Raw genomic sequence first — 15,063 nt, 5'->3', positions numbered from 1 at the left:
CTCCGCCGGCCGTCATCGGAACTCGTATGGCGTCCTTATTGGGTGAACAAGATAGCTGGGGTCACCAATGAAAACCGCCTACCCAGTAGTGGGTAGGCCTACCGGTCAGCCGTCCGTGAGGCTAAAACCGCTGTCGATCGCATAGCGAATAAGGCCAGCGGTGCTGGAAATTCCAAGCTTCTTCTTGATGTTCTTGCGATGTGTTTCGACCGTCGCCTCGGAAAGGGCCAGCGACTGGGCAATGGCGCGGTTGCTCTTGCCGGATGCCAGCAGCATCAGCACGTCCTGCTCGCGGGTGGTCAGCGGATTTGCGGGCTCGCTCGGCCGGCGATCGAGAAGAACGTCGGAGACGCCGGTGGAGAAATAGGTCCGCCCCGCAGCAACGGTCTCGATCGCCGTGACGATCTCGTCAGTCGAAACATCCTTGAGGACATAACCGGACGCGCCATGCAGGACAGATGCCGAGATGTATTCTCGGCTGTCATGCATGGACAGCATCACGATGCGACAGTCGGGCAACTTCGCCTTGAACAGCTCGATTGCCTCGATTCCGCTGAGCTTCGGCATGTTGATGTCGATCAGCACCACCGCTGGGTTGGTCTGAATCGCGACTTCCAAGCCGGTCAGCGCCAGGCCCGCCGTGCCGACCACCTCGATATGCGCAAACGTCTCCAGCACGGCCCGAAGGCCGTCGAGAACCAGCGGATGATTGTCGATGAGGACGACCTTGATTGGCTTGACAACACTCATGCAGCTTCCGTCCGGTTCTCCAGGCTGACATTGGCCGAAAGAGGAAGCATCGCGGTTAGCACAGTTCCTTCCGGCTTGCTCCGGACGAGGAGAACACCGCCGAAATGCGCCATGCGCTCCTGCATGTTGCGAAGGCCAAGGCCGCTCTGCTGCCCGGTCCGGCCAAGGCGAGCGCTTTCTTCGAAACCGTTGCCATTATCCGAAACCGTCATACGCATACGGCTGCGAGTACTCCAGAGCTTGATCCGCACCTCGCTGGCGCCCGAATGGCGCTCGATGTTGTTCAACGCTTCCTGGGCAACCCTGTAGAGCGCCGTGCTCGCTTCGGTCTTCAGCCTGTCCTTGCCGGCGTCGGCCTCCAGTACCGTGCGGATGCCGGTCCGTTCGGAGAAATGATTGCTCAGTGCTGTCAGCGCGGCGGTCAGACCGAGGTCGTCGAGCGCGGGCGGCCTCAGATCGTGCGACAGTCGGCGGACCTCCTTGATGGCGACGTTGAGCGCCTCGACGCCCTTATCGATGGCGCCGGAGGCGTCATCGGCGTGGTTCCGGACCTTTCGGCCGGCAAGGTCGATTGCATAGCGCACGCCGACAAGGTTTTGCGATATGCCGTCGTGCAACTCGCGGGCAAGGCGTGCGCGCTCTTCCTCCTGGGTGTCGATGATGCGCTGTGTGAGGGCCTTGAGCTTGTTATCTGCCATGCGCCGTTCACGCAACGTGACGAGCATGCAGGTGGCAAAGACGACCATAACGGCGGGCACAGCTATCAACGCCACCACGAGGAAGGTATGGCCGATCTTTTCGCGCAGGTCCGCTTTCGCTGCCGCCGTCTGCGCGAAGACGTCATCGAGATAGACGCCGGTTCCCAGCATCCACTGCCACTTGTCCAGTCCCATGGCGAAGGAGAGCTTGTCGGCCATCGTGCCGGATGAGGGTTTCTCCCACTTGTACTGATACAGACCGCCGCCTTCCTTGGCCTTGTGGATTAGGTTGGCGATCACCTGGTTGCCGTCAGGGTCGGTCAGATCCAACCAGTTGTGGCCCGGCCGGAAGGTCTGCCGCGGGTGCACGACATTGTTACCATCGTAGTCATAGACGAAGAAATAGCCGTCCTTGCCGTAGTCGAGAGACGTCAGAATGCTGCGCACGCGATCCTTGGCCGCTTCATCGTTCGCGTCCGCCGAGGCATAAACTTCCTCGATCGCCGAGCGGGCGAGGTTGGTGAGGTTGAGCAGCTCAGTCTCCTTCGCTTTGAGCATGTTGCGTTCGAACGTGTCGATGCTGCTCTGCGCGAGGCTGGTCGCCTGCCACGTGATGAAGGTGGTAATGGTGAGGATCGCAATGACGAGCGGCACGACCGCAAGAGCGACGATCTGATGGCGAAGGTTCACGGCACTCCCCGATGCATTTATTCAGACGCTAAAGGTAAAGCGAGCCACGGCCCTGCGCCAGACCCCTGGTCTCACTAGCCAGAATTGCTCCTCGGGGGGCGTGTTCGCTTAGCTAGTGCCCGTCCATAAACGCCTGTTTTTCTGATTTGTCAGAGGTGTTTTGCCCGCTGCAGCGTGTTTTTCGGGACGCATGATGGCATCGGGCTTCTAGGATCTGGTCGAAGGGCGATTTGGCGGCAATACGGTCGTGGGGTGTCGGCCGGCGCTCGTGGCCTGCTCCCGAACGCGGCGTCATGATCGGCGTCAGGTCGGCCTGAGGCGGGCGAAGAGGGCGTGATTGTAGGCGACCACCGAGGGACCAGACGTAGGTCTTGAAGTGGTCAAGCCCGCGCCAGGTGCAGCGGGCCAGGCCATAGGTCCGCTTCAGGCAGGAGATGCCGGCCTCGATGCCGGCCCGGAAGTTTTTGAGCTTTCGATACACCCAGCGGCTCCTGACCATGTCTTCGATCCTGAGGCCGCTCTTCTTATGGAAGGCCATGTCGCGTACACCCCAGGCCTTGGCCTGGCGCAGGTTTTCACGGTTCGCACAGCCGCCGTCGGCGGCCGCCTGCCGCGGTGCCTCGCCATAGAAGGCGATGTGGCGCTAGATGGACGCGCTCTTGGCCGCGAGTACCGGTGCGGCCCAACGACGGATGAGCGCCGAGCCGCCGAAGAGATCCGGCTCGATCGATATTTCGTAAAAGCGTGCCATGTTTCTGGGCGCTGATGCGCTAAATATAAAGGCGGAACCGATGCTGGGTCATGGCTCAAATTTGGCCAGACAAGGCTCAGGCGTCCAACGACAATTATGAATCGATCAGCGCTGATCGATTCAACACGTTGATGCGACGGTGAGGTGTCCGTCCGTCCCATGCGTTAGCCGAAGAAGCCGACAAACGGCGCAGCGGGGCGGAACGATCATTGTCGCGCTCAGCGTCTGGCTCGAGCACCGGGCGGGGTGTCGCCGGGCGCAGCCAATCGGCGGCGATCGAGAAGGAGTTCCGCCCCGCTCCCGTTTTCCACTCCGCCTTTGGCGGAGCGAAGCAGGCGGAGGCCTGAACGCGCATTCCATTGCGCCGAAGAGAAGGCCGGAGCCGGTGGTAAACGGGGGTGGGGCGGCTGCCGCTTCGTAACCTCATCGCGCGACGGCAGGCATTTCAACTGCGCCGCCATGGGAGCGGTGTCGTTTGCTTTGGGCCGCGCTTGCGCCCTCTTGCTCCTCCGCATCCATGCGGGATGCGCACCGTCGGTGCAGGACGAGGCCGGGCCTAGGCTCCTTCGCATTGCAGCCCCCTCCGGTTCTCGCGCTTCTGCCGGACGGCACCTTGCCATCAATGGCCTGCGCGCGCCAACCTTCGTGGAAGGCCTGTGTTGGCCATGACGGCGGCGGCCGACGCCGCCCGGCCTTTCAAGCCGCGTCCTTCGGGACAGAGCAACGAAAGGAGAGAATCATGGGACTCGACATGTACGCCTGCACTCTTCGCGATTTCATTCTGTGGTCAAAAGATCGTTGATCGCTTTCCTGAAGATGCACCAGTGTGACAGTGCGGCGCCGGTGCAAGTCATCGACTAAGCATTGACGGCGACGCAGCCGGAGTTTCGGCTGGGTCTTTCGATTTGCCTACTGGCTGGTCCGACCAGCGATAGATGAGAGAAGGCTTGTGGGAAATTGCCGCTCTGCCGCTTGAGACGGGGGTCGTACTCCTCGGCGAGCAGCCCGACATCGTTGCGGAGCGCCAACAGCCGTTCGAACAGGGCGCGGGCCTCCGCATTGCGGTTTTGCAAGGTGTAGTTGTCGACGAGCCAGAAGCTGCAGGGGAGGAAAGCGCCCTCGCCGGGGGGAAGCCCGTCGACGCCCTTCTGTGTACGGTAGCGCAGCACGAGGCCATCCGCCACCAACTCGCGCTCAATAGCGACCACCGTGCCAAGGACGCGCGGATCGTCCGGCGGCAGGAATCCAACGATCGGGATCAAGAGGAGGCTGGCGTCGAGTTCGTCGCTGCCGAAACTCTGCGTGAAGGTGTTACGGCGGCTGTCGAACCCTCGTTCGCAGATCGTTGCGTGCATGCGGTCGCGCAGTGCCCGCCAGCGCGCGACAGGCGCATCGAGTTTGAAGCGCTCGGCGTCCCGGAGCGCCCGATCGAGGGCCACCCAAGCCATCACCTTGGAATAGGTGAAATGGCGCGCCCCGCCCCTGACCTCCCAAATGCCCTCGTCCGGCTGGTCCCAGACGGTTTCCAGGTGCTGGATTAGGCTTTCTTGTAAGGCCCAACCGGACGGGGCCGGGGCCAAACCATGATTGCGCGCCTGGTGAAGGGCGTCGAGGAGCTCTCCATAGACATCGAGCTGCATTTGGTCTGAAGCTGCATTGCCGATGCGCACCGGACTGGAATCCTGATAACCGGGCAGCCATGGCACCTGCCATTCGTTCAACTGCCGCTCGCCCGCGACGCCGTACATGATCTGAATCTGTTCGGGGCTGCCAGCGGCGCTCCGCATCAGCCAGTCGCGCCAGGCGCGTGCCTCCTCGACATAGCCGGCCGACATGAGTGCGATCAACGTCAGGGTGGCGTCGCGCAGCCAGCAATAGCGGTAGTCCCAGTTGCGCCGCCCGCCGATCTGTTCGGGCAGCGAGGTGGTGGGCGCGGCGACGATCCCGCCGGTGGGAGAGAAAGTGAGCGCCTTCAGCGTGAGCAGCGACCGCTGGACCGGCTCCTTCCATGCACCTTCATAGGTGCACTGCTTGCACCAGCCGCGCCAGAATTTCTCTGTCGTCTGCAGCGCGGCCTGCCAATCGAGTGGCGGTGGCGGCGGCAGATGTGATGGGCCATAGCTCAGCACGAAGGGGACGCATTCGCCTTGGGAGACAGCGAAGTCTGCCACCGTGGCAAGGTTCTCGCCACACAGTTTGATCGGAGTGCGCAGGGCGACGGCGTTCGGGCCGGCAATGGCGCTGAGACCCGAACCCTCGTCGAGCCGCGTGACCCACGGTACCGAAGCGCCATAGTCGAAGCGCAGCCTGAGGTCCAGGCGCATGGTCACTTTGCCGGAGCGCCCTTGCACCAGCCTAACGACAGAAGAGTTCGACCGCCCGGCGGGCATGAAATCGATGAGTGCGACCTGGCCCTCACGCGTGTCAAAGACGGTCTCCAAGATCATGGTGCCATCGCGATAGGCGCGTCGCACACGAGCCGCCGGATCGGCGGGGCTGATCCGCCAGCGCCCGTGTTTCGCAGTGCCGAGCAGGGCGGCAAAGCAGGCATTGCTGTCGAAGCGGGGCCAGCACAGCCAATCGATGGAGCCGTTGCGGCCGACGAGCGCTGCCGTGGTGCAGTCACCGATCAGCGCGTAGTCCTCGATCGCGAGCGGCAGGTCAGATCCGGTATGGCGAGCGGGTTCAACGGAAGGCTGCCGGTGTTTTAGCTGCCGGCCGTCGGCCGGTATCGTGGGGCGGTGGCCGCGTTTGCCATCCGACCGACCGTGCTCCAGGTCCAGCTCACGCACGATCTGGGCGACAATCGTATCGACGGGCGAAGCGATCTCGACTGTGATCGCGTGCTCCTCCGGCAAAGGCGCCTCGAGTGCCGCGGACTGGCTGGCAAGCAAGTCGGCCGGCATGAAATGGCAGCGGCGGGCAGCGAGCCGTGCCGCAAGCAAAGCGGGTTCTCCGCGCAAATACACGAAGCGGACCTCCTGTCGCCCAGCAGAGAGAAAGTCGCGATAGCTGCGCTTTAGCGCAGAACAGGTGATAATGCCGGCAGTGCCCGCCTGCAGCCACCTGCCGATCCAAGCCGCGATTTTTTCCAGCCACGGCATGCGGTCGGCGTCGCTAAGCGGAATGCAGGCGTTCATCTTACCGATATTGGCCCCGGGGTGCAGATCGTCACCCTCTTCGAACGGCCAGCCGAGCCGTTGAGCGAGCGCCTTGCCGACGGTCGTCTTGCCAGCTCCGGAAACACCCATCACGACGAGAATGGGACGCGACTGGTCAGGAGCGGCCGTGAACGCGGGCTCCTCAGTGGTGTTTCCGGTTCGTCCGGTCATCGTATCCAACTCCTCACGCCGCAGGCTGACGTTTTTTACGCAGCGGCAGCCAGGCGCGGCCGTCGTGCTTCATGAGTGCATCGGCGGCCGATGGGCCGCTGCTGCCGGCTTGGTAGAGATTCACGCCACTGCCGACCCCTGCCCAAGCATCCAGGAACGGCTGAACCGCGCTCCATCCCGCCTCGATGTTGTCGGCGCGCTGAAAGAGCGTCGGATCGCCGATCAGGCAATCATAGATCAGCGTCTCGTAGCCGGTGGACGGCTCTGCCGCAAAATAATCCGAATAGTGGAAATCCATGTCCACTTCGCCGAGCCGCACGGTGCGGCCTGGAACCTTGGCGGCAAAGCGAAGTGACACGCCCTCGCTTGGCTGGATGCGGAAAACAAAGAGGTTGGGATCAGGCAGGTGGGATGACGTGTCGCGGAAGAGCATCGTCGGTGCCTGATTGAATTGAATGGCGACCTCGGTGCGCCGGACCGCCATCGATTTGCCGGTCCGGATGTAGAAGGGCACGCCAGCCCAGCGCCAGTTGTCGATCATTAGCTTGAGCGCGACATACGTTTCTGTGTTGCTGTTGGGCGGAACGTCCGGCTCCTGCCGGTAGCGCTTCACTGCTTGGCCGCGCACCGTGCCCGCGTCGTACTGGCCGAGCACCGAGTTTTCCATCGCCTCCTTCGGCGACCAGTGGCGCACCGCCTCGATCACCTTCGCCTTCTCCGAGCGCACCGCATCCGCGCCGAAGGAGTTCGGCGCCTCCATGGCCGTCATCGCGAGAAGCTGGAACATGTGGTTCGGGACCATGTCCCGGAGCGCGCCGGTGGCGTTATAGAAGCGCCCACGGTGCTCGACACCGACGGTCTCGGCGGCGGTGATCTGCACGTGGTCGATATGGTCGCGATTCCACAGCGGTTCGAAGAAGCCGTTGGCAAAGCGAAGCACCATGATGTTCTGGACCGTTTCCTTTCCCAGAAAGTGGTCGATCCGGTAGAGCTGATTTTCGTTGACGACCTTCAGAATGCGGCGGTTGAGCGTTTTGGCCGAGCCGAGATCGGTGCCGAACGGCTTTTCGATGACAATGCGCCGGAAGTCTTTTTCCGTTTCGCGGGTAAGGCCCGCCGCACCCAGCCGCTCCACCACCGTGCCGAAGAAGCGCGGTGCTGTCGCCAGGTAGAAGACGGCGCTGCCATGGCCGCTTTTCTTGGCGCGCCGTTCCAGGCGCTCGGCGAGGTGGCGATAGGTCTCGGGATCGTCGAAGTCGCCTTTCAGATAGTCCAGGCGCCCGGCGATCCAATCCCAGGCTTCCGTATCGAGCAGAGTCGCATCGAATTCCCCGTCGCCCTCCGTCACAAGAGCTTGCATGGAACTGCTCAGGTAGGCGCGGAAATCATCCTCTGTTCGCTCCAAATGATCGACGCCGATCACCTGGAAGCTTGGATCGAGGGCTTTTCCCTTGACCAGGTTGTATAGCGCCGGCATCAGAAGTCGCTTCGTAAGATCGCCCGAAGCGCCGAAGATGACAAGCGTACTGGGCGGCGCCGGTTCGGCGTCTGCAGGCAGATAGGGACGTGGGGTAGGGGACTTCATGATCGACCTCCAAAAGGACCTTCGACATGGCCACCGAATTTGAAACGCATCGCCGAAAGCAGGCGCTCCGCGAAAGTGTGCTCCTCGCGTGAGCGGAACCGCGCGTAGAGGGCGGCCGACAGCACCTCGGCCGGGACAGCTTCCTCTATTGCCGCCATCACTGCCCAGCGCCCCTCTCCGGAGTCGGCGACCGCACCGGAAAAGTCGGATAGTGCCTCGTCCTCGGAGAGCGCCATGGCGCTGAGGTCGAGCAGCCAGGATGAGATGACGCTGCCGCGCCGCCAGACCTCGGCGATGTCGGCGAGACTGAGATCATAGCGTTCGTCTGCGGGCAGCGTCTCCGAGGCTCTGGCTTTCAGGATATCGAAGCCCTCGGCATAGGCCTGCATCAGGCCGTATTCGATGCCGTTATGGACCATCTTGACGAAGTGGCCCGCGCCGACCGGGCCGGCATGTATGTAGCCCTTCTCGGGGCGGGGATCGCTGCCATTGCGGCCCGGCGTGGGCGTCACGTCTCCCGGGCCTGGAGCGAGCGCGGCGAAGATCGGGTCGAGCCGGTCGACCGCACGGCTGTCACCGCCAACCATCAGGCAATAGCCACGCTCCAGCCCCCACACGCCGCCCGAGGTCCCGGCATCGACATAGTGGATGCCATTGGACTTGAGCGCGGCGGCGCGGCGGATGTCGTCCTTATAGAAGGTGTTTCCGCCATCGATGATGATATCGTCGATGCTCATGATCTTGCGGAGGCATCGGATGGTCTCTTCGGTGGCATCGCCGGCCGGCAGCATCACCCAGACCGCGCGCGGAGCACCCAACATGGCGACCAGGTCTTCCAGACTTGAGGCGGCCTGTGCGCCCTCGTCGGCGAGCGCGTGCACGGCATCGGCATTGCGGTCATAAACGGTGCAGCGGTGGCCCGCGCGGCCAAGTCGGCGGGCGATGTTCGCACCCATCCTTCCGAGTCCGATCACTCCCATTTCCATGGCCATTCTCCTGCGTTTGTTAGAGGCGGCCTGTGAAGATCCGGCCGCTGTGGGTGCTGCTTGCTTGAGTCTAGGCAAGGTGTGGGCCAGGCACTCAAATGACTGATGGACAAGACAAAAGTTCGATTGTGTTCGGCATTTGCCGGGGTGCGCTGGGGCATATCCACCTTGTTGGTGGACGAAATCAGCCTATTCGCGCTCTACGATCCGGAGGGTTGTCGTCCGTGCAGACAGTGTCGCGCCATTCGGAAGACCGACGATAAGATGCCCAAGGCCGGCGCAGGCACTGTCAGACGAGCCGCGGTCTCTGAACGCGAATATGGAGACGAAGTCCGCTAGCGTAGCATCAGGCTGGACGTGCTATAGCTGCGCGCCTAAGCCCTCCCGTAGCTTGTCCTTGACCCTCAGCGATGCCGAGAGCCGCTCACGGATGTGTTCACTCTGCCAGGTGCAGGCCGCATCCCTGATGGCATCTCAAGGCGAAAGAGATGCAGAACCGTTCTTGCGAGTGCGAGGAGATAGGGGACGGCGGCCCAACTGGCGGCATTCAAGCTGCCACCGAGCTAGCGTTCGGTGGTGGCCGACAGAAGTTGCACGCTTTCATTCACCTGGCCCATGAACGTCACGACATGAACGTCACGACAGGCTCCCGAAGGGCCCCGGTCCGGCTCGTGCGGCGGGGCTCCTGCATGATCCGGGCGCCATGTCAGTGAACCGGGGCCTGCGGGCCGCTCGTTGCAGGGCGCATGAGGAGGACAAGAGGCACGAGGGCGACGAAGATCATTGCAAGCAGCAGGAAATTGTCGAGGAAAGAGAGCGTCAACGCCTGCTTCGCAATTTTGTCGGCTATCACCGCCTGCGCTTGGTGCAGCGCCTGCTGCTCGCTCGAGCCCGCCACCATGAAATGCTGCTGTAGCCCGGTGAGCACCTGCCGGTAGGCGGGACTGCCCGGCGTCACGTGGGCGACGAGCACCGTATGGTGGGCTTGCTCATGGCGTTGCAGCATCGTCCCCAGGAAGGATATGCCGACACTGCCGCCGATGTTGCGCGATACATTGATGAGGGCAGAAGCGCTGTTGCTCTTCTCCGGCGGCAGGCCGACATAGGCGAGCGTGGTGATCGGGATGAAGAGGAAACCGAGCCCGATTGCCTGAACGATCCGGGCCTCGGCGATGGACCAGTAGTCTACGGTGAGGTTAAAGTGCGACATGCGATAGAGCGACCAGGCTGCGATCGCGAGGCCGAAGGCGATCATCAGTCGCGCGTCGACGCGCCCCGTCATCCGCCCCACCAGAGGCATGACGAGCATCAGCGCAAAGCCGCCTGGCGAGATCACCATGCCGGCACCCGTTGCCGTGTAACCGAGAAGCTGTTGCGTGAACTGCGGTAGCGCCGCCGTGGTGCCGAGCAGGATAAAGCCAAGCATGAACATGAGTGCATTCGAAACCGCGAAGTTGCGGTTGGCGAACAGCCTGAGATCGACGATCGGGTTTTCGGCCCTTAGCTCCCAAAGCACAAAGGAAATGAGTCCGACGGCGGAGAGGAGGGCAGCGGCAAGGATGAAGTGCGAGGCGAACCAGTCGGCCTGCTGGCCGCGGTCGAGCACGATCTGCAAGGAGCCGAAGCCAAGCGCAAGCAAGCCGAAGCCGACATAGTCGACCCGGACTCCGCTCGCGCTGAGCCGCAATCGCTCGGCGACGAGATGCGGTGGGTCCTTGATCGACCGGCTGATGAGCAGCGACAGGGCGATGCTGACCGGCACGTTTATGAGGAAGACCCACCGCCAGTCAAAATTGTCGGTGATCCAGCCGCCCAGCGTCGGACCGATGGCCGGGGCCACGACGACCGCCATGCCGTAGAAGGCGAAGGCCATGCCGCGCCGTGCCGGAGAAAAGCTGTCGGCGAGGATGGCCTGGGAGACCGGCTGGAGGCCGCCGCCGATCAGGCCCTGTAGGGCGCGCGAAAGCACGAGGATCGCCAGGGTTGGCGCGAACCCGCACAGGAGGGAACTGGCGCCGAAGCCGAGGATGCAGCCGACATAATAGCGCTTGCGGCCGAGCACGGTGGCGAGCCAGCCACTCATCGGCAGGACGATGGCGTTGGTGGCCAGATAGGAGGTCAGGATCCAGGTCGCCTCGTCCGCGCTCGCGCCGAGTTCGCCGGCGATGTTCTGAAGCGCGACATTGGCGATGGACAGGTCGAGAACCTCCATAAAGGCCGCGAGTGCCACCACGATTGCAAGGGTGAAGGGGGCTGCGCTTGGCTCCGCTGGCCGAGCGGCGGTGGTCTCGGACATCGTCATGAGTGCGCCCGTCCCTCGGGGCCAGTGGACGTCGTGCCGACATGGACCGTCGGCTCGACGGAAATTCCTGGCCCCAGCACTGTCTCAGGATTGATCGGATCGTCGATGACGATCTTGACAGGCACCCGCTGCACCACCTTCACGAAATTGCCTGTAGCATTTTCCGGCGGCAGGAGGGCGAAGGCGGCGCCGCTGCCGCGCTGAACGCTGTCGACGTGACCACGGAGCACCTTTCCCGGATAGGCATCCACGCTGATGTCGACCGGCTGGCCGGGCCGCATGCGCTCTAGCTGCGTCTCTTTGAAGTTCGCCACGACCCAGGGCTTGCCGACGACAAGGGACGCAAGCGTCTGAGCCGCTTCCACCGCATCACCCGGATTGACGGACCGGTTGGTGATGAAGCCGTCGCTCGGCGCTTGGATTTTCGTGTAGGAGAGGTTGATTTCGGCGGTGTGCAAATCCGCCTCGGCCGAGGCTACATTTGCTTTTGCGGCGTCGCGTTGTGCGCGCTTTTCCGCAACCTGCTGGGAGGCGGTGTTGGCGGCGTCAAACTGTGCCATGGATTGGACAAGCTGAGCATGGGCTACGACGACAGCCTGCTCGTCCGCGATCAGTGCCGCCTCGGCGCTTTTAAGGGCGGCCGTCGCCTGATCAAGTTGCTCCTGCGAGGCGACGGAATCGGCAGCAAGCTTGCCATAGCGTTCGGCCTCGACCCGGTCGTAGTCCACATCCGCCTGGCTGGCAGCGACCTTCTCCTTGGCCTCCTTCACCGCGGCTTCGCTGAGCGCAACGCCGGCCTTCGCCTGTTCAAGATTGGCCGCGGTTGTTTTCTGGGTGAGTTCCAGAGCGCGGCGCGCCACCTCCTCGTTCGCCTTCGCCGCATCGAGCGCCCCGCGTGCCTGGGCGCGGGCGGATTCGTAGTCGCGCGGGTCGATCTCGATAAGCAGGTCACCGGCGCCGACTTTATGATTGTCATCGATGTGGCTCGCCCGGACGGTACCCGCCACACGCGAGGCGATCTGAACGACATTGGCCGCAATGAACGCGTCGTCCGTTGTCTCCTCGTTGCGGGTGAGGAACCAATAGGCCGCTCCCGCAACGATCAGCCCCGCAGCCACAACGCCGGCAAGAACCAATTGGAGCCGGCGATGTGGTGCCGCGTCGCCATTGGCGGGCTCCTCCATCTGATAGGGACTTTCGTTATCGTTCGTCATCGGCTGTACTCGCGTCCCAGACAAAGATTTGCGGCATGTCTTTCGCTGTCCCTATTGGGCTGTTGCGGAGAATGACCCCTCAGGGGGGTACCTTTGATCGCCGGCGGGCGCTCCAGAAAAAGGGTCGGGCTGAGCGTTATGAAACGGCACGTCCTCGGTCCCCCACGCACGTTTGAGGTGATGGACATGCACATGGCGGCCATGATGCGCGTGGAGAACCTGAAGCGCCTTATTCTCTTGGTCGAGGTTGCGCGCCTGCACCCAAAGCAGGAGGCCGCCATTCGCGAGTTGAGCGGCGACGGGGTCACGGTGGTGCTGCGAAATCGTATGGGCGAGAAAACCGCGCAACGTGCCCCCTGCCGTACCCGCTAGGAGCAACGCGGCGAGCGCCAATGCGAGCGATCCACCGGAGGCCACGACCGCGGCATAGCCGCCTATCGCCGCCGCATAGATCGGGACGCCGACTGCGGCGGCTTCGATCTCAGCGAGCGAGTCGGAAGAGACGAATGCGCCAAGACGTGTGTGTGGATCGTCCTCCAGCAAGCTGAGAGGCGGGAATTTCGCCGAAGTGCCACCTCTTTCGGCGCCCTTCGATTGGTATGCCAGAACGCTGATTTGTTGCCGATCGAAGCCGGAGAACGACAGCTCGTCGACGGCGGCTTCAAGCTCATCCTCAGTCGGGAGCACTCCGACCACCTCCGGCGAGCCGTAGGATACACCGTCGGCTTCCACGCCGTTGAGCTGGCGATACGCTGGGCTGGCACTGCTTTTCCTATGCATCATCGGATCCTTTCGTCTTTGCCGTCGAAGCCGCGAAGCCGTTTCGCAAACGCTTCAACTGGATAGAAGCAACTCGCGAGCCACTTCACAGGCCGCTGATGTCAACGGAGAAACTTTCAATGAGACCAATTTATCGCAGCGGCTTGGGTGATATGAACCGCCGCCCACCGCCGCAGCGGCAAAAAGGCTCTCAGCCGGCGTTGATCTGACCTGGGACCTCAGACGCAACTTGCTGGGTGAGCTTCTGCGCTTCGACGACATCGCCCTCGGGCATCGTCTTGACCAGCGCGTCGCGCAACTGTTGCGCTTCATAGTTGCCTTCCCGAGCGGCGATCTCGTACCAGACATAGGCCCAGATCGGATCCTTCTTCACGCCCCACCCGTTGGCATAGAGCTTCCCGACATCCAGCTGCGCCACGGAGTCTCCGCCATGGGCGGCCTGCTCCAGCCATTTGTGTGCCTTCTCGAAGTCCTGCACCGCTTCGATGCCATTGAAATAGATTTCTCCAAGCCGCATTTCGGCCGCGGTCCAGCTGCCTTCAGCCGCTTTGGTGTACCACTTGAGCGTGGTCTTCATGTCCGTCGGCACGCCAAGACCTTGTTCATACATGTCACCGAGCCAGAAGGCCGCTTCGGCATTGCCGGCTTCGGCCAAGGGCTTCAATATCTGCAGCGCCACGTCGCCGTTTCCAGCCCTCAAGGCTGCGACGCCTCCATCCACCGTGTCGTCATTTAAACCCGCACGCGCCTCGATCACGCGGGCGAGTTCTCCCTTGAGTTCGACATAGCGGGCGTTTTTCTGGTCGGCTGGCGCCTCCTCGGCCAGGTCAGCGATGCCGGTGCGCAGTGCAATGATTTGCGGAGCCTGAGCATCCGAGGCCTGATCGATCGCTTGGTCCATGTAGCTCAGTGTTAGACCGAGCTCCTGCGCGGCCTGCTCGGCGTCGTGGGTTGTGAAACCGGCGATCTCGGCGAAGGACAGGTGCAGCTTGGCTTCGATAACGTCGGCTTTCAGATCGGACTTGGTGCCGGCACGCTGAAGCCCGGCAGCGACGTATTCAACCCCTCTCTCCGACAACGCTTTGGCCCTTTGCCAGACACCGTCCAGTCGTGATGGCACGTCCGCGGACTTCGTGTCGATGTCCGCTCTCAGCGATTGCGCTTCATCCGACAAGTTCTGCGCCGCCTTGCGCGTCTTTGTATCCGTATTCTGCACTTCTTGGTTCAGATATCCGATGCCCCGATCGACATCAGCCTTTGCCGCGTCATAAGCGCCATCGGCATAATCCTGGGCAGCCTGCCAGAGAGACCGGTGCGCCTTGGCCAAAGGCTCCTGCACGACGACAGACAGATAGACCACGTTGTCCTCTGCGGCCTCCAGCGCAGCGTTGGCCGCTTCGACATTCTTCCGGCGCAGTGCTTCCTGGGCCTCCGTAACAAGACGGCGTGTCGCATTCAGCGCAAGGTCTACCTCGCGATAGGCGGGTGTTCCCTTCGTCGCCGTCCACGTTTCGTCCTTGATCGTTCTGCCTGAGAGGGAAGACTGGACGAGGTCCAGCAGACCGAGGGCCCTTCCAAGTTCCCGGTCGGCCGCGTCTACGTCATTCTTCGCCAGTTCTCCTCTTGACCGTGCGATGAGGCGCAAGGCCTTGGCGGCGGCCGGGGAAACGGCGGCTTCGCTCTCCGACTCAGAAGAAGGGGCGCTGGCCGCGGTCGCTTGCTGATTAGTTGGCGCAGCCGTTGCTGGCGTCATTGCCGTAGTGATCATCAGGGCAGTCAGAACGATCACCGCTGACGGTGCCGCCGTAATCTTCCGGGATTCACGTGGCATCGTATGTTTCTCCTCAATTGTGACCAATGTCTTCGCGCCATCCTCATTCTCCGGGTCGGCGGACACACGGGAACGGATGCAAGGTGAAAAGCAATCGGCGCGCCAGCGGCCATAGCGCCGTCAGATCAAAGGCTTGCACCTTCG

The 15,063-nt window shown here is 62.6% G+C and carries 9 protein-coding genes and 3 pseudogenes; all 12 read right to left on the bottom strand.

The genetic code is table 11. The features are described from left to right. Positions 1–105: 105 nt before the first annotated feature. The 12 genes and pseudogenes from mctR to M1D34_RS29675 all read right to left on the bottom strand — a co-directional run bounded on the left by mctR (position 106) and on the right by M1D34_RS29675 (position 14,985). On the bottom strand, positions 106–750 hold the full coding sequence (mctR, locus tag M1D34_RS29730; RefSeq protein WP_498784767.1) for a two-component system response regulator MctR: 645 nt from the start codon (positions 748–750) through the stop codon (positions 106–108). Continuing rightward, a complete protein-coding gene (gene mctS, locus M1D34_RS29725) occupies positions 747–2,138 on the bottom strand; it encodes a two-component system sensor histidine kinase MctS (RefSeq protein WP_498784765.1) in 1,392 nt (463 codons plus the stop codon). The genes mctR and mctS overlap by 4 nt, the downstream gene beginning before the upstream one ends. Before the next feature lie 303 nt (positions 2,139–2,441). After that, positions 2,442–2,781 (bottom strand): annotated as a pseudogene (locus tag M1D34_RS29720) (transposase); the annotation flags it as partial. Position 2,782: 1 nt separating this feature from the next. Beyond that, positions 2,783–2,941: pseudogene (locus M1D34_RS29715) on the bottom strand (WGR domain-containing protein); the annotation flags it as partial. A gap of 805 nt (positions 2,942–3,746) precedes the next feature. Next, entirely contained in the window at positions 3,747–5,549 is a 1,803-nt protein-coding gene (locus M1D34_RS29710; protein WP_498786184.1) for a glycoside hydrolase family 15 protein, read from the bottom strand. 189 nt (positions 5,550–5,738) lie between these two features. Further along, positions 5,739–6,140, bottom strand: a pseudogene (locus M1D34_RS29705) (gluconokinase); the annotation flags it as partial. Positions 6,141–6,234: 94 nt separating this feature from the next. Continuing rightward, positions 6,235–7,806 carry a glucose-6-phosphate dehydrogenase gene (gene zwf / locus M1D34_RS29700; RefSeq protein WP_498784763.1) on the bottom strand — a complete coding sequence of 524 codons (1,572 nt, stop codon included), beginning with the start codon at positions 7,804–7,806 and terminating at the stop codon, positions 6,235–6,237. Then, on the bottom strand, positions 7,803–8,792 hold the full coding sequence (gene gnd, locus M1D34_RS29695; RefSeq protein ID WP_498784762.1) for a phosphogluconate dehydrogenase (NAD(+)-dependent, decarboxylating): 990 nt from the start codon (positions 8,790–8,792) through the stop codon (positions 7,803–7,805). Before gnd ends, zwf begins: the two co-directional genes overlap by 4 nt. A gap of 706 nt (positions 8,793–9,498) precedes the next feature. After that, positions 9,499–11,094, bottom strand: a complete 1,596-nt coding sequence (locus tag M1D34_RS29690) for a DHA2 family efflux MFS transporter permease subunit (protein WP_498784760.1) — start codon at positions 11,092–11,094, stop codon at positions 9,499–9,501. Continuing rightward, positions 11,091–12,308, bottom strand: a complete 1,218-nt coding sequence (locus tag M1D34_RS29685) for an HlyD family secretion protein (RefSeq protein ID WP_498784758.1) — start codon at positions 12,306–12,308, stop codon at positions 11,091–11,093. The genes M1D34_RS29690 and M1D34_RS29685 overlap by 4 nt, the downstream gene beginning before the upstream one ends. A gap of 51 nt (positions 12,309–12,359) precedes the next feature. Next, positions 12,360–13,088 carry a hypothetical protein gene (locus M1D34_RS29680; protein WP_498784756.1) on the bottom strand — a complete coding sequence of 243 codons (729 nt, stop codon included), beginning with the start codon at positions 13,086–13,088 and terminating at the stop codon, positions 12,360–12,362. Positions 13,089–13,278: 190 nt separating this feature from the next. After that, entirely contained in the window at positions 13,279–14,985 is a 1,707-nt protein-coding gene (locus tag M1D34_RS29675; RefSeq protein ID WP_498784754.1) for a tetratricopeptide repeat protein, read from the bottom strand. Between the last annotated feature and the right edge of the window lie 78 nt (positions 14,986–15,063).

Source organism: Ensifer sp. D2-11, assembly GCF_054161295.1.
Note: the sequence above shows the minus strand (reverse complement) of the source record. Positions and strands in the feature narration are given on the sequence as shown.

Bases quoted from the DNA above. Each gene is read 5' to 3' on its own strand.
- mctR (WP_498784767.1), bottom strand. From the start codon at position 750: ATGAGTGTTGTCAAGCCAATCAAGGTCGTCCTCATCGACAATCATCCG.
- zwf (WP_498784763.1), bottom strand. From the start codon at position 7,806: ATGAAGTCCCCTACCCCACGTCCCTATCTGCCTGCAGACGCCGAACCG.
- gnd (WP_498784762.1), bottom strand. From the start codon at position 8,792: ATGGAAATGGGAGTGATCGGACTCGGAAGGATGGGTGCGAACATCGCC.
- M1D34_RS29690 (WP_498784760.1), bottom strand. From the start codon at position 11,094: ATGACGATGTCCGAGACCACCGCCGCTCGGCCAGCGGAGCCAAGCGCA.
- M1D34_RS29685 (WP_498784758.1), bottom strand. From the start codon at position 12,308: ATGACGAACGATAACGAAAGTCCCTATCAGATGGAGGAGCCCGCCAAT.
- M1D34_RS29680 (WP_498784756.1), bottom strand. From the start codon at position 13,088: ATGCATAGGAAAAGCAGTGCCAGCCCAGCGTATCGCCAGCTCAACGGC.